The 20025-nt window shown below is 59.2% G+C and carries 20 protein-coding genes and 2 tRNA genes; 8 read left to right on the forward strand and 14 right to left on the reverse strand.

The features are described 5' to 3' along the window. The first annotated feature begins 80 nt into the window (after positions 1-80). Together OO730_RS11935 and OO730_RS11940 are read left to right on the forward strand one after the other, a co-directional pair. The gene (locus OO730_RS11935; protein WP_264981689.1) at positions 81-314 is read left to right on the forward strand and encodes a hypothetical protein; all 234 of its coding nucleotides are present in this window, start codon (positions 81-83) and stop codon (positions 312-314) included. A gap of 53 nt (positions 315-367) precedes the next feature. Continuing rightward, on the forward strand, positions 368-1621 hold the full coding sequence (locus OO730_RS11940; protein WP_264981690.1) for a YcjF family protein: 1254 nt from the start codon (positions 368-370) through the stop codon (positions 1619-1621). A gap of 158 nt (positions 1622-1779) precedes the next feature. Here the strand turns inward: OO730_RS11940 and OO730_RS11945 are convergent, their stop codons facing one another. The 10 genes from OO730_RS11945 to OO730_RS11990 form a co-directional block, all read right to left on the reverse strand. Beyond that, positions 1780-2307: a C40 family peptidase gene (locus OO730_RS11945; RefSeq protein ID WP_264981691.1), complete on the reverse strand. Its 528-nt coding sequence runs from the start codon at positions 2305-2307 to the stop codon at positions 1780-1782. 6 nt (positions 2308-2313) lie between these two features. Beyond that, positions 2314-2871: a BON domain-containing protein gene (locus tag OO730_RS11950; protein ID WP_264981692.1), complete on the reverse strand. Its 558-nt coding sequence runs from the start codon at positions 2869-2871 to the stop codon at positions 2314-2316. Positions 2872-2998: 127 nt separating this feature from the next. Next, complete coding sequence (locus OO730_RS11955) at positions 2999-3907, reverse strand: RluA family pseudouridine synthase (RefSeq protein WP_264981693.1); 909 nt, start codon at positions 3905-3907, stop codon at positions 2999-3001. Positions 3908-3969: 62 nt separating this feature from the next. Further along, positions 3970-4326: a YdbL family protein gene (locus tag OO730_RS11960; RefSeq protein WP_264981694.1), complete on the reverse strand. Its 357-nt coding sequence runs from the start codon at positions 4324-4326 to the stop codon at positions 3970-3972. After that, complete coding sequence (locus OO730_RS11965) at positions 4316-4522, reverse strand: hypothetical protein (protein ID WP_264981695.1); 207 nt, start codon at positions 4520-4522, stop codon at positions 4316-4318. Before OO730_RS11965 ends, OO730_RS11960 begins: the two co-directional genes overlap by 11 nt. A 99-nt stretch (positions 4523-4621) precedes the next feature. Beyond that, positions 4622-6991 carry an intermembrane phospholipid transport protein YdbH family protein gene (locus OO730_RS11970; RefSeq protein ID WP_264981696.1) on the reverse strand — a complete coding sequence of 790 codons (2370 nt, stop codon included), beginning with the start codon at positions 6989-6991 and terminating at the stop codon, positions 4622-4624. A 358-nt stretch (positions 6992-7349) separates the two neighbouring features. Continuing rightward, the gene (locus OO730_RS11975; RefSeq protein WP_264981697.1) at positions 7350-8654 is read right to left on the reverse strand and encodes a TRAP transporter large permease; all 1305 of its coding nucleotides are present in this window, start codon (positions 8652-8654) and stop codon (positions 7350-7352) included. Then, the gene (locus tag OO730_RS11980) at positions 8654-9142 is read right to left on the reverse strand and encodes a TRAP transporter small permease (RefSeq protein WP_264981698.1); all 489 of its coding nucleotides are present in this window, start codon (positions 9140-9142) and stop codon (positions 8654-8656) included. The genes OO730_RS11975 and OO730_RS11980 overlap by 1 nt, the downstream gene beginning before the upstream one ends. 53 nt (positions 9143-9195) lie before the next feature. Next, the gene (locus OO730_RS11985) at positions 9196-10203 is read right to left on the reverse strand and encodes a TRAP transporter substrate-binding protein (protein WP_264981699.1); all 1008 of its coding nucleotides are present in this window, start codon (positions 10201-10203) and stop codon (positions 9196-9198) included. Between the two features lie 59 nt (positions 10204-10262). Further along, positions 10263-11912, reverse strand: coding sequence for an FG-GAP repeat domain-containing protein (locus OO730_RS11990; RefSeq protein ID WP_264981700.1), 1650 nt, complete (start codon positions 11910-11912; stop codon positions 10263-10265). A 208-nt stretch (positions 11913-12120) separates the two neighbouring features. On the opposite strand from OO730_RS11990, the gene OO730_RS11995 reads away from it, so the two are divergent. The 3 genes from OO730_RS11995 to OO730_RS12005 all read left to right on the forward strand — a co-directional run bounded on the left by OO730_RS11995 (position 12121) and on the right by OO730_RS12005 (position 13783). Next, positions 12121-13404, forward strand: coding sequence for an NOL1/NOP2/SUN domain family protein (locus OO730_RS11995; RefSeq protein ID WP_264981701.1), 1284 nt, complete (start codon positions 12121-12123; stop codon positions 13402-13404). A 181-nt stretch (positions 13405-13585) separates the two neighbouring features. Next, positions 13586-13661: transfer RNA gene (locus OO730_RS12000), tRNA-Val, on the forward strand. Positions 13662-13706: 45 nt separating this feature from the next. Beyond that, positions 13707-13783 (forward strand) — tRNA-Asp (locus OO730_RS12005). Between the two features lie 102 nt (positions 13784-13885). Here the strand turns inward: OO730_RS12005 and OO730_RS12010 are convergent. From OO730_RS12010 to OO730_RS12025, 4 genes are all read right to left on the reverse strand, one after another. After that, positions 13886-14890, reverse strand: coding sequence for a tyrosine-type recombinase/integrase (locus OO730_RS12010; protein WP_264981702.1), 1005 nt, complete (start codon positions 14888-14890; stop codon positions 13886-13888). A gap of 242 nt (positions 14891-15132) precedes the next feature. Further along, the gene (rnhA, locus tag OO730_RS12015; protein ID WP_264981703.1) at positions 15133-15615 is read right to left on the reverse strand and encodes a ribonuclease HI; all 483 of its coding nucleotides are present in this window, start codon (positions 15613-15615) and stop codon (positions 15133-15135) included. A 224-nt stretch (positions 15616-15839) separates the two neighbouring features. Next, on the reverse strand, positions 15840-17123 hold the full coding sequence (locus OO730_RS12020; RefSeq protein ID WP_264981704.1) for a DEAD/DEAH box helicase family protein: 1284 nt from the start codon (positions 17121-17123) through the stop codon (positions 15840-15842). 323 nt (positions 17124-17446) lie between these two features. Then, positions 17447-18121 (reverse strand): recombinase family protein, encoded by a 675-nt coding sequence (locus tag OO730_RS12025; RefSeq protein ID WP_264981705.1) that lies wholly within the window; start codon positions 18119-18121, stop codon positions 17447-17449. A gap of 217 nt (positions 18122-18338) precedes the next feature. Here OO730_RS12025 and OO730_RS12030 point away from each other — a divergent pair, with 217 nt between their 5' ends. From OO730_RS12030 to OO730_RS12035, 3 genes are read left to right on the forward strand one after another with little or no spacing between them, the layout of a single operon-like run. Next, positions 18339-18617: a hypothetical protein gene (locus OO730_RS12030; RefSeq protein ID WP_264981706.1), complete on the forward strand. Its 279-nt coding sequence runs from the start codon at positions 18339-18341 to the stop codon at positions 18615-18617. 6 nt (positions 18618-18623) lie between these two features. After that, on the forward strand, positions 18624-18950 hold the full coding sequence (locus OO730_RS16315) for a DUF6804 family protein (RefSeq protein ID WP_407681893.1): 327 nt from the start codon (positions 18624-18626) through the stop codon (positions 18948-18950). Beyond that, the gene (locus OO730_RS12035) at positions 18951-19514 is read left to right on the forward strand and encodes a hypothetical protein (RefSeq protein ID WP_264981707.1); all 564 of its coding nucleotides are present in this window, start codon (positions 18951-18953) and stop codon (positions 19512-19514) included. It begins immediately after the preceding gene. Positions 19515-20025 lie beyond the last annotated feature (511 nt).

Below are 20025 nucleotides of genomic sequence, written 5' to 3' on the forward strand. Positions count from 1 at the left end.
CCTTTCGGGGACCGCGCCGGGCCAAAAGGGCGCGCTTCCCGCCCCTGGCGGCCCGGGCCGAACTCGGGTAGGTTCTGTGCATGCTGGTACTCAAATGCGCGGACTGCCGCCGCAAGCTGTGGAAGTATTACAAGATCGGCCAGGGCGAGGTGCACCGCTGCCACAAGGACCGGATTCGGAAGGTCTGGAACATGGAGGAGCGGGACGGCAAGGTCTACTGCCCCTGCGGGCGGGCCGTGGGCATCGACCGGGGCACCTACTACACCATGGACAAGAAGGCTTTTACCTATAAAGGCACCAAGACCAACAACTGACGACCGGCTTTCTTGATCTGGACTCGTCGCCGGATAGTGGCTACTTGAGAGTCATGTCCAAATCCATGAAGAACTTTCTGACCCTGGTCGGGGTCATCGTCATCGGGGCGTTTCTCGTCTTCGTTTACGACTGCATCGCCGGGCTGGCCGATTTCGCCGGGCGCATCCGGCCCGAGTTCACGCCCTTTGTCTTCTGGGGGCTGGCCCTGCCCACGGCGGCCACGCTTCTCTGGTGGGTGGTCATGGCCCTGATGCGGCCCAAGCCGATCATGGTTCACGCCAACCCCACGGAGGAGGAACTGGCCGGATTCAGGCAACAGCTGGTGAAGCGGCTGACGCGGAACAAAATCCTCAAGGACAACGGCGTTGCCGTGCGGGACGAGTCCGGCCTGGACATGGGGCTGATGGTCCTTCGGGACCGGGCGGACGAGGAAATCCGGTCCACTGCCAAGCGGGTCTTCATCGGCACGGCGGTCTCCCAGAACGGGCGGCTGGACGCGCTGGTGGTCCTGTACCTGATAACCCGGCTGGTCTGGCGCATCTCCAAGCTCTACGACCAACGCCCCCACCACCGGGAGCTGATCAACCTGTATGCCAACATCGCGGCCACCGCGTTCCTGGCGGGCTCCCTCGACGAGTTCGGCATCGAGGACACCATCCACGAACTGATCGGTCCGCTCATGGCCGGGTCCGCCCTGGGTGCGGTGCCCGGGGCCGAGGCCGTGGCCGGGACCATCACCGCCTCCATCCTGACCGGGTCCACCAACGCGCTGCTGGCCATGCGGTGCGGCATCGTGGCCCGCAACTACATGAGCCTCGACCTGAACACCAAGGGCCAGATGCGGCGCAGCGCCACCCTGGAAGCGGCCCGGATGTTCATGACCATTTCCGGCGAGACCGTGAGCAAGGTCACCCGGCTGCTGGTCAGGAGTTCGTCCAGCGCGGCCAAAAAGAACGCCCGGCGGGTGGCCAGGTCCGTGGTCGACTCCGTGGCGGGTGCCGCCGGGTCCGTGGGCAAGGGGGCCAAGAAGGCCACCGGCGGCGTGACCGGTTCCGCCAAGACCGTGGGCCGGGGCGTCACCGATAAGGCCAAATCCGTGGTCTCCGGCGTGGACCGGGCCGCAGACAGGCTGGCGGTCAAGATCAAGGATTCGGCCCGCAAGGTGGAAAAAGCGGCCAAGGACCTCAGCCCGGCCCTGAAAAAGGCCGAGGCCCGAGTGGACAAGGTCACCGGAAAGGTCGCCTCCCTCCTCCGCACCGTGCGTAAGTCCAAGTCACAAAAAAAAGACCCTGACCGGCCCGAATAAAAGACTTCCCCGTCTTCACCCCACCCAGCCAAAGGCTTGTGAGAGTGGTGCAGCCGTGCATTTTCTCCGGCGCAGACGGCCCGCAGTCGTAGCCTGGCTACGGCGAGGACCCGGCAAGCCGGAAAAATGCGCGGATGCGCCGCTATCGCAAGCCGAGACTACAAAACGCGGCGGGCGCCGAGATAATGCTCGTACCAGTACGGTGAATTCAGGCTGGATTCCATGACCTGCTTGCCGGAGCTGGGGGCGTGCACGAACGTGCCCCGGTCGGTGACCACGCCGCCGTGCAGGGATTTGCCCTTCTTGTCGATCCTGAAGAAGATCAGGTCGCCGGGGAGGATGTCCTTGCGTTTGACGGGAGAGCCCGCCCCGAACTGCTGCCAGGAGACGCGCGGCAGATTGACGCCGCTTTGATGGTACACGAACCAGATGAACCCGGAGCAGTCGAAGCCGGTGTCGGGCCGGTAGCCGCCCCATTTGTATGGGTAGCCGACCAGGGCGCGGGCCGTGCGGATGACCTTGGCGGCCTTTGGCGAGGCGGGACGGGCCCGGACCTGTTCGGCGGGCGGCGGGGCGGATGGGGTCTTGGCGGCGCACCCGGCCAGAACGCCCACGGCGAGCGCCAGACAGAGGGCGAGCAGGAACGGGCGGCAAGCAGTCAGTCTTTCAACCGTCGAGCCGCCCATGCCTGATTACCGCTTGATCTTGAGGTAGGACTTGACGCTGCGCACGCCCTTGGTCTTGTTGGCGTAGTCGATGATCTTCTCGCGCTCGTTCATGGAGCCGACAATGCCCAACAGGATGACGTTGCACTGGACGGTCTTGATTTCGATGTTGGTGGACCAGACGTCGCCGTCGGCCACCAGGTCCTTCTTGAGGCGTCCGTAAATCTCCAGGTTGTCCGTGGTGCCGCAGTGGTCGTTGGGATTCTTGGGCAGCAGGTAGGTGGTCACCGTGCGCACGCCCTTGACCTTCTTGGCGATGGCCACGGCCCGGTCCACCTGGGCGCGGCTCTCGTATTCGCCGACGATGTAGACGTGGCCCTCGTAGCTGGACGCGTCATAGTCCAGGTACTTGACCGTGTCGTCGGCCAGGAAGTCCTTTTCGATCTGGAAGGTGATCGCCTCGTCGTCCACGTAGGAGCTGACGGACCGCTCCTCCACCGCAACGTTGTACACCGTGCAGCCCGAAACCTGGAGCATCAGCCCCAGGAGGGCCAGAAGCAACAGAAAAGAATGTAAATGGCGCATTGCAGCCTCCTTGGGTTCTCTAGACAAAGTCTACATACAGAGTTTCCGCATTCCCTGCAAGACGGGCCATTGTTAAGAAACGTGAATGATTGCCAAAACAGGATTCCCCCGGCCGTCGGAACCGTCTTTATTCGTACAACAACCCCAGCGCCTGTTTCAGGGCGTCGGGCGGAATTTCCCATTTGTTGGTCCATGGCGGGGGCAGGGACAAGGCCTTTTCCCGGACGAGCATGGCGTAGCAGTGCAGGCGCATGGGGCCGCGCGCCTGGTCCCTGCCGTATTTCCCGTCTCCGATGACGGGATGGTTGCGCGAGGCGAGCTGCACCCGGATCTGGTGCGTGCGGCCGGTGATGAGGCGCACGGCCAGCAGGGAGTTCTGCCGGTCGGACACGAGGCAGGTGACACGGGCCAGGGCGGTTTTGCCGGACCCGGGCCGCACCCTTTCCGCGCCGGGCGCGCCGCTCTTTTCGAGTCGGTCCTCAAGCAGGGTCTCATCGGGGTCGGACCACCGGCCCTTGACCCAGGCGAGGTAGAGCTTGCCGACGGAGCCCGACGCGAACAGGTCGTTCAGCCCGCGCAGGGTCTCGTAGTTCTTGGCGGCCAGGAGCAGGCCCGAGGTGTCGCGGTCCAGCCGGTGGGCCAGGGTGGGCATGAAGTCGGCGTCAGCAAAGATCGCCTTCAGCCGGGCGGCCACCGAGTCCGTGACCTTGTCCCCGCCGTGCACGGCCAGACCGGCGGGCTTGGCAATGGCCAGGATGTCGTCGTCCTCGTACACGGTCACCAGACTGCCGGTGGTCCCGGTGATGGCGACCGCATCGGCCTCGCCGGGCGTGTAGGGCGGGATGCGCACCTCCTGCCCGGCGGTGATGCGGTCGAACGGCTTCTTGCGGCCCTTGTCCACGCGCACCTGGCCCTTGCGAATCCATTTCTGGATGGCCGAACGCGGCACGTCGCCGGTCAGCCGCCGTTCCAGGAACTGGAGCAGCTTCTGGCCGGACTCGGCAGGGGTGACGATGACGAATTGTGCTTTGGGCATGGGCGCAAACAGGGCGGCACCGCAAGGGTTCGCGGTGCCGCCCGGTTATGGTTGTCGGTAAGTTACTTCTGGTACCAGCTGCCGTCGGGGGCCTGGAGCCAGTTGCCGGGGTGGGCCATCTCGGCGAGCTTGCCCGCCCGGCGCTGTCCGACCAGATCGGGCGTGGTGCCGATCTTCTTGGCGATGGCCTGGTACACGGCTGCCCGGTCCTTGTTCTCGGCGGCCACCAGGTCGGATTGGGCCTGCGGGCTGCGGATTTCCAGGAAGCCCTGGTTGTTTTCGCCCACCAGCCCCTGGTCCTTGAGGGCGACGATGGCCGGGGCGCGATCGGCCATGCGGTCCTTGATGGAGTCGGCAAAGGCTGCGGTGGCCAGCAGGCAGGCCGCAACGGTTACGAGAATGAGAATCTTATTGCGCATCGGGTGCCTCCTGTTCCGCGGCTTCGTCGATGTCCGAGAAGAAATTGTCCAGTTCCTTGTCGACCTTGACGTTGACGTCGATGGTGATGTGGATGGGCTTGACCTCCACGGGGGCCACTTCGACACGGTGACTGGTGGAGCATCCCCAGACGGCGAAGAGCAGTAGGCACGTCGCCAGTGTGATTGCCTGTTTCATTTCCTTTCCCCTTCCAGGTTGTCCAAAAAGGATCGAGTGCGGGGCGGCAGCCGGAAAGCGACGGCAACGACGCAATCGGGCCTTTTACAACAACCTGCCTTACTCGATCATGTTCATTATGTCCTTATACAGCAAAATGCGGTCCAACGGTACGCTGAAATTCACGTCCAACCGCAACCCCTGGAAGTTGGACCCCTTGACGTCGCCGGTGACGCGCATGAACCCTCCGAACTCCCTGCGGTAGATGAACGGCAGGGTGGACTTGGGCTTGCCGTCCACGGAAAGCCGCACCAGCAGGTCTTCTCCCACGGTGTCCGCCTTGATGCGTACCCATTTGTACTCGAAGTCGCGGACCGCCTCGCGGGCCAGTTCCAGCTGCCCGCGCTGGGGCGTTCCCTCGGGAATGGACGACACCAGATCCTCCATGGCTTCCACCTGGATGACCCCGCCCTCGCCCGGCGTGGAGTGCAAAAATCCGCTGTTGAACGAAATTTTCCCTTTCTTCCAGGCCACGGGCAGCTCGCCGGACAGGGCGGCCTCGCCCTGGGCTTGGGCCAATCCGAGCTGGGACAGGATGGCCGACAGCTTCAGGTTGGAGCAGAACAGGGTCAGGTTGTACTCGTCGGCCCCGGCCTTGATCCGGAAGGCGCGGCTGGCTACATGGCCCCCGGCCCATTTGAACCCGGCCTCTTCCACCAGGACCACCGGCCCCGGTTCGAGCTGGAAGGCGATTTCGCCGTCAGTGAGCTGGATGTTCCCGGCGGACAGGGCGGCAAAGGTCAGCTTCTGGGCGGGCGCGGTGCGCATGGACAGCAGGTCGGGTGACTCCACGGCCAGCCGGATGCCGGTCATGGAGGTCCCGCCTTCGGACATGGCCAGCGCGCCGTCGGTGAAGGTCGCTCCCGCGCGGCTCTCGACGCCGTCCGCGTCCACCCGGACCGCCCCGTCCACTCCGAGCGTGCCGGACAGGGTGAGCCCCTTGAGGCTTTTGTCCAGGGTGGCCGGGTCGAACCCGGCGGGCAGGACGTATTTGTCCACGGAAAATTTGAGCGTGGCGTCCCGGCTGGTCATGGAGGCCAGGCCGGAGAAGAGGACTCGGAGCTTGGGCAGGATGTCGGTGTACAGGGTGCCGCCGTATGCCAGGTCCGTTCCCTGTTGGCGCACCGTGGCCGCCACCGCGCCGAGCCTGCGGTCCTTGAAGCGCAGGCCGGACAGCTTGAGGGTGCCGGGCGTGTGGTGTTTGGGGGCGGGCCACTTGAGGGGCAGGGTGAGCCGCAATCCGCGCGACTTGAAGCCGGTGTCGCCGAGGGCCGCGCCCCGGGTCGAGCAGTCCAGCACCATGTCCGCGCGGTCCGGCCCGGCCAGCCCGGACAGGGAAAAGGTGAACCCCGACAGGTGGATGATGCGGCCGCTGGCGTTGACGGTCATGTTGTCCGTGTTCACGGCGGTCAGGGCAACGTCCCAGTCGTCGCCCGCCCTGTCCGCCTCCAGCCGTCCGCCGACCTCGGCACCGGCCCCTTCGACGTCGAATTGGGCGAAGAGGGAGTCCTCGGACGCCCGACCGGCGGCCACGGATACCGTGACCGGGAACGGCGCGGCCACGGACACCGGGTCCAGGGAGAAGGCGATTGCCTTTTCCGCCACCCGGCCCCTGGCGCTGACAACCGCGTCGTGGGCCAGGTCGATGCCCAGGGCGGACAGGTCCGCGTCGCGGGCGGCCAGGGTGAAGTCGGCGGTCAGGCCGTCGGGTTGCGACAGGTCGAGCACGGCACTCAGGGACAGGTCCAGGCGGCCCGTGACCGGCAGGGGCAGGACGTCGTTCACGGCCCCCAGCCGGAAGCCCGTGGTGGAGAGCTCAAGGGAGAGGTCGTTGGCCGTGGGCCCGAGGGTGCCGGTCACCGAGATGTCCTGGTCGCGCGGCCTGAGCGTGCCTTCGAAGCCGTAGGATTCGCCCGGCTTGAGACGCGCCGAGAAGGGTATGGAGAGCCTGGTCCCCTCAATGTCGCAAAGGAGCACGGAGTCGCGGACGATGATTTCGCTAAGGGGCAGTTCGGGGAGTTCGGCGGGCCCGGCGTTTTCTTCGGACCGGGGAAGCAGGCCGAGGACCGGCAGGTCGAACCGTTCGCCGTCCCAGGAGCAGGAAAGGGATATGCCCTCCAGTTCCACGGAATTCACCCGCCCCGCCTTGAGCGAGGCCGGTGTATAGGTGACGTGCACGTTGGACAGCCGCATCCCGTCCTCGCCGCCGAGCCGCACCGGCCCGATGTCCGCCGAGAACAGCCCCGCGTCCCGGATGCGGAACTCGGTCAGCGGCAACCCCATGTCCGCCGCCAGCTGCGGCACCAGCCTCTCCAGGTACCGGGGCGTCCACACGGACAGCCCCCATCCTGCGGCCAGCAGCAGGGCCAGCACCCAGGGTGTGATCAGCGCGGTCCATCTCAGGACTTTTTTGCCAAGGGAAGCGGACATTTAATATCCATACAGCTTCCGCAACCCCGTTGGCAAGCACCAGCCGCAAGGGTGAGCATTCACGAGCCCGGAAATACTCTTCAAAAACAGAGCATGAGCGATTCGGGTGGCAAGGCCACCCGACAGCGGGTTGCCCCACGTGGTCTCGAGCAGATATATTTGGATAACGAAAAGCGCCGTCAGCGCAGCGACACGGCGCGCGCTCTCGCAAAGGAAGACAACACGGTGAGGCTTGGGAGAGTGGGTCAGATGTGCATTTTCTCCGGCGCAGCCGTACCACAGCCGTACACCCGTACGGCGAGGACAGCGGCAAGCCGGAAAAATGTGCAGATGGCCCGCTATCGCAAGCCGGGTCCCTCTACTGCATCAGGCCGGGGAGAAATGTAACGATCCCCGGAAACAGCATCAGGATGGCCACGCAGACCACGTAGGCGGCCACGAAGTAGGTGACGCCCTTGAACACGTCGGTCATGGGCACGTCCTTGGCCATGGAGGCCACGATGAAGGTGTTGACCCCCACCGGTGGGGTGATGGCCCCGAGGGTGGTGACCACGGTGATGAGCACGCCGAACCAGAGCGGGTCGTAGCCCATGGCCGTGACCACGGGGAAGAAGATGGGGATGGTCACCAGGAGCAGGGCCAGGGCGTCCATGACCATGCCGCCGATGACGTAGATCAGGCAGATGACCATGATGATGACCATGGGCGGGATGGGCAGCCCGGCCACCCATCCGGCGGCCTCGAAAGGCAGCCGGGTCACGGCCAGGAAGCGCCCGAAGATGACCGCGCCGAGCATGATGACCATGATCATGCAGGAAATCTTGAGCGAGTCGTTCACGGCCAGGTGGAATTTCTTCCAGCTCATCTTGCCGGAGATGATGGAGATGAGCAGGGCAAGGGCCGCACCGGCCGCGCCCGCCTCGGTGGGTGTGAAGAATCCCAGGAACAGGCCGCCCATGACCAGGATGAACAGGATGACCATCTCGATGGAGCCGGGCAGGGAGCGCAGCTTTTCGGCAAAGGTGGTCTTCGGGCCTGCCGGACCCCATTCGGGGTTCTTTTTGCACAGGTACCAGATGGTGCCCAGGAAGAGCAGGGTCAGGAGTATGCCGGGCACCATGCCGCCCACGAAGAGCTGGGCGATGGACTGACTGGTCTGCAACCCGATGATGATCAGGACCACCGAGGGCGGGATGACCACGCCGAGCGTCGCGCCCGCAGCCACCGCGCCGGTGGACAGGATCGGTGAGTAGCGGAATTTCTTCATCTCGGGCAGGGCCACGGTGGACATGGTGGCGGCGGTGGCCGAGTTGGAGCCGCAGATGGCCGCGAACCCGGCACAGGCCAGGACCGTGGTCATGGCGATGCCGCCCCGGATCTGGCCCATCCAGGCGTAGGCGGATTTGTACAGCCGCTCGTTGACTCCGGAGTAGAAGCAGATCTGCCCCATGAGGATGAAGAGCGGGATCACGGTCAGCCCGTACTTGGAAAAGACGTTCCACAACTCGGTGCCGAGCATGCCCGTGGCCGCGTTCCAGTTGAGCACGTAGGCGAACCCGCCGAAGCCGATGAGGGCCATGGCAAAGGCCACGGGGATGCGCAGGAGAAAGATGGCAACCAACAGCAGGAAGGTGCCGACGATGCCGGCGGTGATCGGGTCCATTACGCCACCTTTTCCGCGGTCAGGGTTTTGAGCGTGTCCACTGCCAGGACGAAGGCAAGGGCGAAGCATCCGGCTGCGGAGGCGAACACGAACGGGTGGTAGATGATCTGGAGGGTCTCGGACACCTCGTTCGTCTGCACCAGGAAGGCGGCCCATTTGCCGGTTTCGATCCCGGCCAGGATGAAGAAGGCGCAGGATACCGCATTGGTCAGCGCGTCGGCCCCACGCCTGACGGGAGCCGGGAACCGGGCCAGCAGGATGCCCACGGCGATGTGCGCCTTGTTGCGCTGGGCAAAGGCCAGGGAAAAGGAGGCCACCACCGCGCCCAGGAAGCCCATCATCTCATAGGTGCCCTGCACCGGCACCCAGACCGCGCGCAGGACCATGTTGGCGCAGGCAAGGACCATCATGGATACGAGAAAAAATCCGGCCAGGCCGGTCAGGATCTTGGCGAGCACGCCGGAAATCTTGTCCAGAAAATTGATCATGGGATACTCGAAAAAACGCCCCCGCATGGCGCGGGGGCGTTTGATGTGATCGGTTACATGGCTTCGTACTTGGCCTTGAGGGCGAGCATGTCGGCCAGGATGGCGTCGGCGTCCAGGCCGGCCTTGACGGCCTCGGCCTTCCACTGGTCAACCAGGGGCGTGCCGAGTTCCTTGATCGTGGCGTGCTCGGCAGCGGTCAGTTCGTGGACCTCGACCTGGTACTTTTCCTTGGACCAGTTAAGGGAGTCGTCGATGTGCTTGTCCAGGTACTTGCCGGTCCAGACGGCCTGTTCGAGCGCCAGGTCGTCGATGACCTTTTTGGACTCGGGGGACAGGGCTTCCCAGCGCGCCTTGTTCATGATGATGGCGAACGGGTAGACGGGCAGGTTGGTGATGGTTTCATGGCGGCAGGATTCCGCGAAGTTGAAGTCCATGAGCACGTCAAAGGAGGAGACAAGGCCCTTGACCACGCCCTTCTGCAGGGCTTCGGGGGTCTGGGACATGGGCATGCCCACGCCCTGTGCGCCCAGGCCGGACAGGATCTGGAGAATGGAACCCGAGGCGCGCAGTTCCATGCCGTTCAGGTCGCCGAGCTGCTTGACGGGAGTCTTGCTCATGATCTGGGACGGGGCCGAGGTGAACATGGTGATCACCTTGACGTCGGCGAATTCCTTGGGCTGGTACTTCTGGAACAGGTCCCACATGACGCGGCTGGCCACTTCGGTGGAGGTGAAGGCCACGGGCAGGTTGACCACGGAAATGAGCGGGAACACGCCGGGGTAGTAGGCCGTGGAGATACAGCCGATGTCGGCCTGGCCGGTCTGCACGCCGCGGAACATGTTCTTGGGGTTGAGCAGCGTGGAACCGGGGAAGGTCTGGACCGCGATGTCGCCGTTCGTGCGCTTCTCCACCTCGGCTTTCCACTGTTCCATCTGGACGCAGGGGAAGGTCTTGGCGGGCGGGAAGTTGGCATAGGTCAGGGTGGTCCCGGCCAGGGCCGAGGCCGCCATCAGGCAGGTCAAGGCCAGACTCGCAGCCAGCAGGGTAGTCAGTTTTCTCATCTCTCTCTCCTTCTCTCTCACTCTCTTTGGGGAATTATGTCGTCGGCGGTGTATCGCCGTTACAGGTTGAGGTCGTAGGCCAGCACCATGGTCTTGCGGTTGGTGTAGCCCAGCCCGGCAAAGGTGTTGACCAGCACGCACAGCTGTTTCTTGCCGTCGTTGTTCAGGTCGGCCAGGGCGATGTCGCTGACCTGTCCCTTGATGCGGCGGGTCTTCCAGGCCAGGTTCAACCCCACTTCATCCCAGACCAGGGAGTGGATTTCGCCCTGGCTGTAGTAGTGGTAGTTGGAGACCAACTGGGCCACGGCGGACAGGTCGCGGTTGAGCAGCAGTTCGTAGCGCTTGCCCGTCAGCGGAGCCGTGACCATCCTGAACGGGATGTTGTACATGTCGACCATGGTGTCGAGGTTGCTGTTGCCCAGACCGACCATGGTGTTCTGCATGGGGATGGCGATGCCGGAGCTGTTGTATGTCTCGTCGGTTTCGTTGAGCCGCTCGAAGGACTGGCTGTAGGTCACCAGCTTGTGCTTGTTGCCCAGGACGATGATCTGGTAGCCCAGCTCCTTGGGCATGTAGATCATGTTGTAGACGTTGCCGAAGGGCGGCACGGCCAGCTTCTGGCCCAGCTCGATGTCGTCGCCCTTGATGAAGGCCTCGCGCACGACCTTGTCGAACAGGTGGCTGTGGCCCTTTTTCTGGGCGCAGAGGATGGGCAGATAGGTCGGGGGAAGCCTCAGCACGCCGAGGAACTTGTTGTATTTCTTGACGACATACTTGAATTTGCCGCCTTCAAAGCGGAGAATGCTGGAGCGCGGGTTGCCCTCGGGGGCCGTGTCGCTGTACTGCGTATCGTACTGGTAGGCGCCCACGACGAATTCGGGCGTGCCGTCCCTGTTCAGGTCCGCCACTTCCAACCGGATGGAGATCAGGTTCTTGGGCAGGTCGAAGGTGGTCAGGTGCTCCAGCTTGCCCTCCCGGAAGCGGTAGGCGGAGATGGCGTCCGACTGCAGGATGAAGACTTCGTTCTGCCCGTCCGCGTCGCCGTCGGTCACCACCATGCTGTAGGAGGAGTACCTGAGCGTCTGGCTGCGCCACCGGCCGATGGACTCGGTGCCGCCCTCATACTTGAACTGCGGGTTCAGGGTCGCTTCCTGGTATCCGTCGTTGCCGCCCACGATGAACGGGGAGTCGGCGGGGCTTGCGGTCTGCATGGTCTTTTCCGCTTCCTTGGACTCTTCGACGGTGCCGTAACCGGGGCGGTTGAAGATGTCGCCCTGGATGATGTTGCCCTGTTCCTCGAGCCAGGAGGTGATCTCGTCGATGGTCATCTTGCCCTTGGTTTCCCAGGACTTGCCGTCCTCGCCGACCACGCCAAGGTTGATGTGGGCGTCCTTGTTCAGGATGGCGATGTCGCCGTAGACGAGGTAGTCCACACCCATGCTGCGCAACTGGTTCAGCGCGTCGCCCGAGTTGCCGGGGGTGGTCATGGCGCTGACGTCCTTGGTGGAGGGCTCCACGTGGCCGATCCATTCCAGGTCGTTTTCCAGGCTGGCCTGGAAGGCCTTGGAGAAGTAGGAGTATTTTTGCGGGCCGGTGTATTTGAAGGGGAGAACCGCAAAGCTTTTCGCGCCCTGGGCCATGGCCATGGTGGTCATGAGCAGCATCGCCGTCAGTGCGATCAAGGCGGTGAAGAAGCGTTGTTTCGTCATGGAACCCTCCGATAAGGTATATGGTGTTGTCGTTGATGTTGCGTTGAGCGCCGCACCCTTTGGTACGGCAGGCCCTTGTACCAGTTTCCGCCACGGGTTGCAAAGTCCTAAAGTGTTGCTCAGGCGGTGACAAGCCGGTATGGCACGGATGCGGGCCGAGCTTCGGCCCGGACATGTCACAGAGCCGGATGACCGGCGGGAGAAGAACATGGCCAACACCGGAAGAACGTTCCGATTCACCTGCGCGGAGCAGGACGTCCCCATCGTTGAGGACCTGCTTGCGTCGCAGGGTTTTTCCTTTGAGGACGAGCCGTTTTACCCTCTTGCCCGCAAGGTGGTGGACGAGCCGTTCCCCCTGGGCGAGAGCCTGGCCGCCCGGTTCGGCCTGGTCTACATCCAGGACCGGTCGTCCATGCTGCCGCCCCTCACCCTCGATCCGCCCGAGGGGGCGTGCGTCCTGGACATGTGCTCCGCGCCCGGCAGCAAGACCAGTCTCCTTTCGAGGCTGGTCGGACGCGAGGGATTCGTGTTCGCGTCCGAGCCCTCGGCGGACCGGCTGTCCACCCTGCGCGCCAACCTGCGCCGCACCGGCTCGGCCAACGCGGCCACGGCCAAGGCCATGGCCCAGGACCTGCCGTTCCCGGATTGCAGCTGGGATCACATCCAGCTCGACCCGCCGTGCAGCGGCTGGGGGACCATAGACAAGAATCCCAAGGTCATGGAGCTGTGGAGCGAGTCCAAGACCGCGCCGCTGGTTTCCCTGCAAAAGACGCTCCTGGAAAAGGCGGCGGCCCTGCTCAAGCCCGGCGGGGTGGTCCTGTACTCCACCTGCACCACCAATATCGAGGAAAACGAACGCCAGGTTGCATGGGCGCTCGAAACGCTCGACCTCGAGCTGGAGCCGCTTGCCGAGCCCGAGGGGTTTGTCTTCGGCCGACCGCTCGTGGACGGCATGGGCGGCGTCCTGCGCGTGGCCGAGGATTCGGACGGCCAGGGGTTTTTCCTGGCTCGCTTCCGAAAGAGGGCGGCCGGTTGCGCACCCACGGGCCAAGGTGTGCAAAAAAGGGAACTGCCCGGCGTCCGCCTGGACCTCGCGGCCATGCCCGGCGGCAAGGGGCTGGACCTGACCAAACTGCCTCCCGGCGAGGTATACGCCTTCAACGGCAAGCCGTTTTTCCTGCACCGGCGCGCCCTGTCCATGATCCCCGGCTCGATCCGGTGGCAGGGGTTCCCCCTGGGCAAGGTGGCGGGCAAGGGGGCCGGGATGAAGTTCACCCCCGGCCCGCTGGCCCGGGTGCTGCTGCCCGACGATCCGGCCCGTGCCGGGGTGGATGTCCTGGACGTGGACGACACGGCGGTCCTGGAGCAGTTGTTCACCGGCCGGAGCGTGCGTTTCGCCAGGGGCGGCGGGTCGGTGGGCCTCTATTATCGCGGCCTGCCCGTGGGTTGGCTGTCGAGGAAGGGTGAGCGGCTATTGTGGGCCGGGAAATAGTCTTTTATCCCGGATGGTTGGAGAGATGCAAATTTATTTCAAAAAGCGTTGACAAACGGGCTGTGTGTGGGCAGTATGCCCTTCGCTGAATGCGTGAGAGCGCCCGGCTAACCGCTTGGAACACGAGATGAAAAATCTGGTTGACAAGCAAACCGGGTCAAGCTAAAAGCTCTCTTCCTGCGGGCGCGTAGCTCAGCTGGAAGAGCATCGCCCTTACAAGGCGAGGGTCACAGGTTCGAGCCCTGTCGCGCCCACCATCTTTGACATAGAGGGATAGCTTAACGCCCTTTATTATATAGTGCGGAGCCGTAGTTAAGCTGGTTATAACGCCGGCCTGTCACGCCGGAGGCCGCGAGTTCGAGTCTCGTCGGCTCCGCCACTAAAGATCAAGGATTCTAAGGAATTATCCCTAGAATCCTTTTTCTTTTGCCATTGTCAAAATAGCCGGGACGTAAAAGGGACGTAAGCGTCCTGTTTGGTCTCATGCTGTTTTTACCTCCAATACCTTAAGGTGATCTCTCACCGAATCCAGGCCGCGCACGTATCGCTCGGTGATTCTCAGATTCTTATGTCTGAGCGTGTCCCGAATTGCGACCATTGGAACGTTGTGCTTGGCGAGTATTGAGGCTGTGAGTCCTCGAATGCCATGACAGCCAAACCGCTTTACCTCTGCTTTGTCGCATAAGGCTTGGGGGAATCCCCGGTTTTCTGTGTATGGCTTTCCTTGGTGCTGACCTTTGGGCTGGATGAACACCCATTCATTAACCGCTGTTTTGCGGTGGGCTTTCAGGGTGTCGGTCAATTCCTCGGTCATTGGTATCCAATCGGATTCCAGCGAACCGCCTTTCCTTTTCCTTGTCTTGAGGCGGATTCGTTCGTTGATGAAATCCACGTCCTCCCATTGGAGTCTGTATATTTCACCGCGTCTGCCTGCTGTGTGTAGGAAGGTCAGTAGCATGACTTTGTCTTGGCCCTCGGCAACTCCGAGAACCTTTCTAAAGTCTGCTTCTGGCGGTACGTAATGGCCTTTCTCATCGGCAGGGAACTTGTCCACCATTTCAAAAGGGTTTGGCTTTGGCATTTCAAGGTAACGGATTCCCCAGTTCCACGCGGCCACGAGGTTCTTGCGGTCTCGGTTGGCGGCGTTGCCCGTCCTTTTGTTGAATTCCTTTTGCAGGAACTCAAGGGCAAGGCGGGGTGTCATCTTGTCTGCCGTGGCTGATGGTTTGATGAATTGAAAAAAGCGCCGGAAGGCCCCGCGCTTTTCGCTGTATACTTTTGGTGAGAATCTTGTTGAGTAGTCTAGGTATTGTTCGGCCCACTTAAGCAAGGATGGAGTGGCGGTCAGGTCTCCCGCACTGTGCATCCCTGCTTCCCATGCCTTCGCATCCTTCTTGGAGTCGAATATCTTTTCCTTGCGTCGTCCGTTGATCATTACCGAACCGACCCAACGCTTCTTCCCGTTCTTTGTCTTTCTGTAGGGCATATGCTTCCCTCACTGCTTCGCTAATCAGTTTGTCAAAGAACAGGATACGGCGGCCAATGCGCACTCCACCGTACCGATGGGGATACCGCGTCACCGTGCTTTCCTCAACCTCGAAGAGGGTTGAAACTGTCTTTGCACTCATTTTGATTCCTAGGTCGTTGATCTGTTTCATGTGTTCTCCAATAGAAAAGACCGCCCCTCAGTATTGAGAAGCGGCCTTTGTATTCGCGGTTGAGTGTGGTTTAGAGCGTTACTGCTGTGAGCGTGGTAGTCCCGATGTCTTTGAGCAGAGGCCCGTTGTCTGCCGCCATGCACGCCAGTTCGTCGGCGCGTTCATTGTCAGGGTGTCCGTTGTGGCCCCGTACCCATGTCCATGTGACCTTATGTTTTTCAGTCAGAGGGATTAACTCTTCCCACAGATCGCGGTTCTTTACGGGCTTGCCGCTGGCGTTCTTCCACCCACGCTTAAGCCACCCTGCTATCCAGTTGTCCGTGAACGCTTTGCTCACGTATTGGGAGTCGGTGACAAGTTCAACTTGTGTGGGGGTAGTCAGGGCTTTAAGGCCAGCGATAGCAGCCCTAAGCTCCATCCTGTTGTTGGTCGTGTCCGCATAGCCTTGGGCATATTCGGCACGGGCTGAGCCGGAATCAATGATGACTCCATATCCTCCGGTTGCGTTGCCGTACTGATTCCCACGACATGCGCCGTCAGTATATATTTTCATGGTAGCCTCCTGTTGGTTGTGTAGCTCATCAAACCGATGGTGGTCCTATATGTTCTACGGGTGAATGAAAAGACCTCCTTGAGAGAACTCAAAGAGGTAATAGCCTTTGGGGGGGTATGGGGGAGAATCCAAGAGGGGTGATACTCAAATGCCCCCTCACGATTCTACATTTTTTTGGGGCTAGAGATTGGGGCGGTAGATTCGGTTAAAGACAAATATCTGTCTCACGCAGCGTGGGATAGGCTCGACTCTGATTTCAAATCATCACCGTTCAACCAGTCTTCCAGAAGCCCTCGCATCCTGGGGCTAGGGGCGAAGAGCTTGATAGGCTCCCCGTTCCTAATGCGGCTCCTGAAAATCCACTGCAACATTTCGTTGAGGGCGAACCGGTCCCGGTCAAGGGGGAGGCCCCTTGATTTGAAGTATTGTTCCAACTCCAAGTTTGGGAACCGATTGGCCAGATAGAAAAGGACGCTCCTCTCCCCATGTCGATTTGTCGCTCTGGAATTACACGGCACAAAGTTGCAACGTCGCTTTCGTGCCTCGCTTGCTTCCGGCGGCACTGGTTTGCTTAGCACCATTTTTGAAGTCGCAATTTCTTTTGCGGGCTCCTTGAAAGAAGTCCACATGGCCTCTTTGGACGTTACTTTGTGCTTGTTGCACAGCGTCTTAAGTGTCGCACTGACTTGCTTTATTCGTTTTTCTTTGTCTCGCATAAACCACGACCGTGAGAGTGCGTAGTCGTCAAGATCGGTTACCCATGGGGATTGTGAATCCATGAAGTTGATAAGGGCCTTGAACCTTGTTCGGCTCTCTGTGTCTAAGTCTGAGAAACGATTGTCTATGCGGTACTCAAGGGCTTGGAGACGCATATACGCATCCATTGGCGAGCCTTCAAACTGATATGTCAGGATGTAGACTTTGCTAAAGCAGGCAAAGGCTTTCGCCGGGAAGTGCCACGCGATGAAGCCGTCGCCCTTCTCCCTGTTGCGGGGGAGCCAGTACAAAGCCTCACAATCGCATTGCTTGCGGATACGATCAAACTCCTCGTTACCCTCGGTGGAGGGGAAAGCGAAGGAGTCCCATGTTGCTTTCGCGGTTTCGGGACAGATGGAAACGCATTGAGTTTGCGCTATCAGTTGACGGGCGATCGGAGAAACATACTCGATGCTTGAGCTTTCAAGCGTTTCATCAATCACCAGCGTATAGTCTTTCGAGTGTAAAAGGGTGATTAGTTCGTTGTCCATGAGCGAGAGCAGGGCGTGTGTGGTTGCAATGTTTGCATTACTATCCACCAGTTCCTTCAAGCCTTTTAGCTTTCTTCCGTCGAGGCTTTTGGGTTCTTTGAAGTCGTGCATTGGGCAGGCCAGCTTGATTCGCTCAACCTCATCAAGAAAGGGAGTGACGTAGATGTATCTCTGCATGACTCCCTTGTTTATCTCGTTGATTATGTGGGTAGTTTTACCTGCCCCCATGACTCCGTCGATGACTATTATGTCCGGTGGCATCGTTTACCTCCTTATCCACTAAGTTGAAAATGTGTGGTTTATGCTGGTGAGATGGGTAGGGTGGGGATGTCTTCTCAGCATCACCAGCAACCGGTGATACCTTTCTCTATCATCGGCAACCTAATTCAACGGGTTGGAATTAAGGGGTAATTCTTACTGCGTGGGGATTCTTGCGGTGTGGGGATTTTGGTTGAACACTCCCCCGAATAAGATAAAAAAGTAAATAAAAATGTGAGTTAGTGGGCCGCTCTCTAAAAAGGATTACGGAAGAGTGTAGACTGATAGGGGTAGCCGAAGCAGCTCCCCTAAAGCTGCAAAGGCGGTTACTCGCCGAGACGTTTCAAGAGGCGAGCCACACTTGTTGGGTGCCATTTGCCACCCCTCGGAGTTCTGATTCCTCTGGCTGTAAGTTCGGAAGCAATCCCTCTGACTGAGGTTATTCCGTTCTGTTGAATGTCTTCGATTATTTCTCGTAGGTCCTCTGCTCTTTCATGTGCTTCTTTTTTTATTTGCGTCACCGCTTCGGAGTTGCCCAACCCCTGCAAATATTTTGCGCCATGGGGATTTCCTAGCTTTACTCCCCGCGCCTTGGCTGCTGCTAGCGCCGCTTTAGTACGCTGAGATATCATCTTTCGTTCGTGTTGAGCCATTACCGCCATGATCTGAATGGTCATCTCGTTTGCTTCCGGCATGTCGGCACAAATGAAACTCACTCTGCTTTCTTGAAGCTCCAGTAGGAAGCGTGCATTTCGGCTAAGTCGATCAAGCTTGGCGATCACAAGGATTGCTCCTGTCACCTTGCAATGCTTGAGGGCTTTGCGAAGTTCTGGGCGATTATCTTTCTTCCCGCTCTCCACCTCTACATATTCGTGGATTAGCTCATGCTGACCGCCATTAAGGTATTCGATGACGGCTGTCCTCTGCGCTTCCAAGCCCAATCCGCTTTTACCCTGCTTGGCAGTGCTCACTCTGAGATATGAAATAAACTTGTTGACCATGCCTCACCCTAGCAGTATCAAATTCTTAAATCAAGGTTTAACTATTTGTGTACATCTCGGGAAGTCGGCATGCAAGCTCGTTTTTAGATTTTGAAGTTCGGCGGTAGGATATTAATTCATTGTTTGTAGTTGGTTGGTTGTGTTAATGATTGTAAACAAATGTTTAGATAGTTTGGTTAATACAAGAGCGCGTCGTTTGAACCCAAAGGAGGGGGCAATGGCAGGTATCGTTTATATTGCATATTTTGTGTTGGGTATTTTCCAACTAGCAGCGGTTTATGCGGGGTTAGATCAATGGCTGGGGTGGCATTTTATTATCCAGGGGCCATTGGCCCTTTTCCTGGCATACACTCCGGTCGTAGGAACTATTGTCGGATTCTTCGGGGCAATGAAGGGGTGGGGGTGGTCCTTTATTCAGGCAGGGCTTCTCTTTTTTGGGAGCTTCGGTTTGATGATTCTTTTCGCTTTCTTCATGCGTGAGAAAAACTACGGCTAGTCTCATATGTCTAAATTGATTTGGCTCGTGCCAGCAGGGGCGCTTTTGTTGGCGTTGCTTCCTATGCCTTACGGTTATTATACCCTATTGCGCTTCATGGTTTGTTCCGCTGCCGGGTACCTGGCCTTGCGGCATCATCGCATAAGAGGCTTGGATTATTGGGTGGTTTGTTTTGGAGTAATGGCTGTTCTGTTCAATCCATTCGTGAAAGTAAATCTGGGCCGAGAGATTTGGGTCATTGTGGATTTGTTATGTGCCGTCTTGTTGGTGCTCAATATGAAGACTATGCGCAATGTTCTGTCTGGGTGGTCCCATGAAAGTGAGGAGGATTAGTTGTTTAGGCTAGTCGCTAATATGCTGTTATCGTTTGTAGTTATGGCCGGGATGTCGGTTGGTTGTTTTGCGAGTGAGCAGATTGATAACGGTGTTGATTCAGGAGAGAGGGCTTCAAGCATTATCGAGGCTTTTGACGGGCTTTGTGTCCAATGCTCTGAACACTATGAAAATATTGACCATTTTATGGATTCTTTTGGTGGCAAAGAGGTCCCTCAAAACTTAACGAATTGGGACCCTGTGATGCGGGAGAATAACGGTAAGGCATTTCATTTCAAAAGTGACGAGGTGGAGTACATTGTAGCGTATGTTAAAGGGGGCGGTTGTTCAGTCCTCGTTAAAGACCTTCCCCAAAAAGAAGTCTTGGAGATGATAAGGCAGCTTTACAAAGCCAAGCAAGCGGGAGTCTTGGAGTCTGGGATTCAGAAGCAAATAGCGTACAATGTTGGTTTGAAGGGGTATGAAGGGGCTGTCATCATTGTAACGGTAAAGAAGGCTGGCACTGGCAACGAAGGTGGAATTGGATTTGTCTCAAGTTCGGCGATGGCGAAGATTCAACAGTAGTCGCGTACGTTTATGTTTTAAATCTGTTTGAGGACTAAAGGCCGTCTAGCTATGAAAAATATTTTGTTTGTTATTGTTATTATTTTTTGTGGAGCCACTTCCACATATGCGGGGTGCAATGAGTATTCTCTAAAGGGTGAGTCTGCGATGCCCGTTTATGAAATATGTACCCCATTAGGGCACTGTGAAAAGGCTAAGTTAGAAATCGAGTGCGGCAACATCTATTCAAGCTTTTTGGTCTTCACCAATGGAATGAGATGGAATTATACCAGTGATCTAAGCGATTCTGGAGAGTCTGTAACTGTTGAGAAATTGGTATTTGATACCAATTCAGGAACGAATAGTTACATGACGCTATGCACTGGCAGTACTAACGAGTGCTCTGAGTGGACTTACAAAGAGATTGAATCTAGTGCTGTTGAGAAGAGCCAGTAGTCTTCGTATAATAATATCAAGGTTTTTGGCGAGGTGTTTGCCTTAGCTCGCCATAATTATGCCCACTATATATTGC

It is taken from the genome of Pseudodesulfovibrio portus (genome assembly GCF_026000375.1).
GTDB classification, from domain to species: Bacteria; Desulfobacterota; Desulfovibrionia; order Desulfovibrionales; family Desulfovibrionaceae; genus Pseudodesulfovibrio; species Pseudodesulfovibrio portus.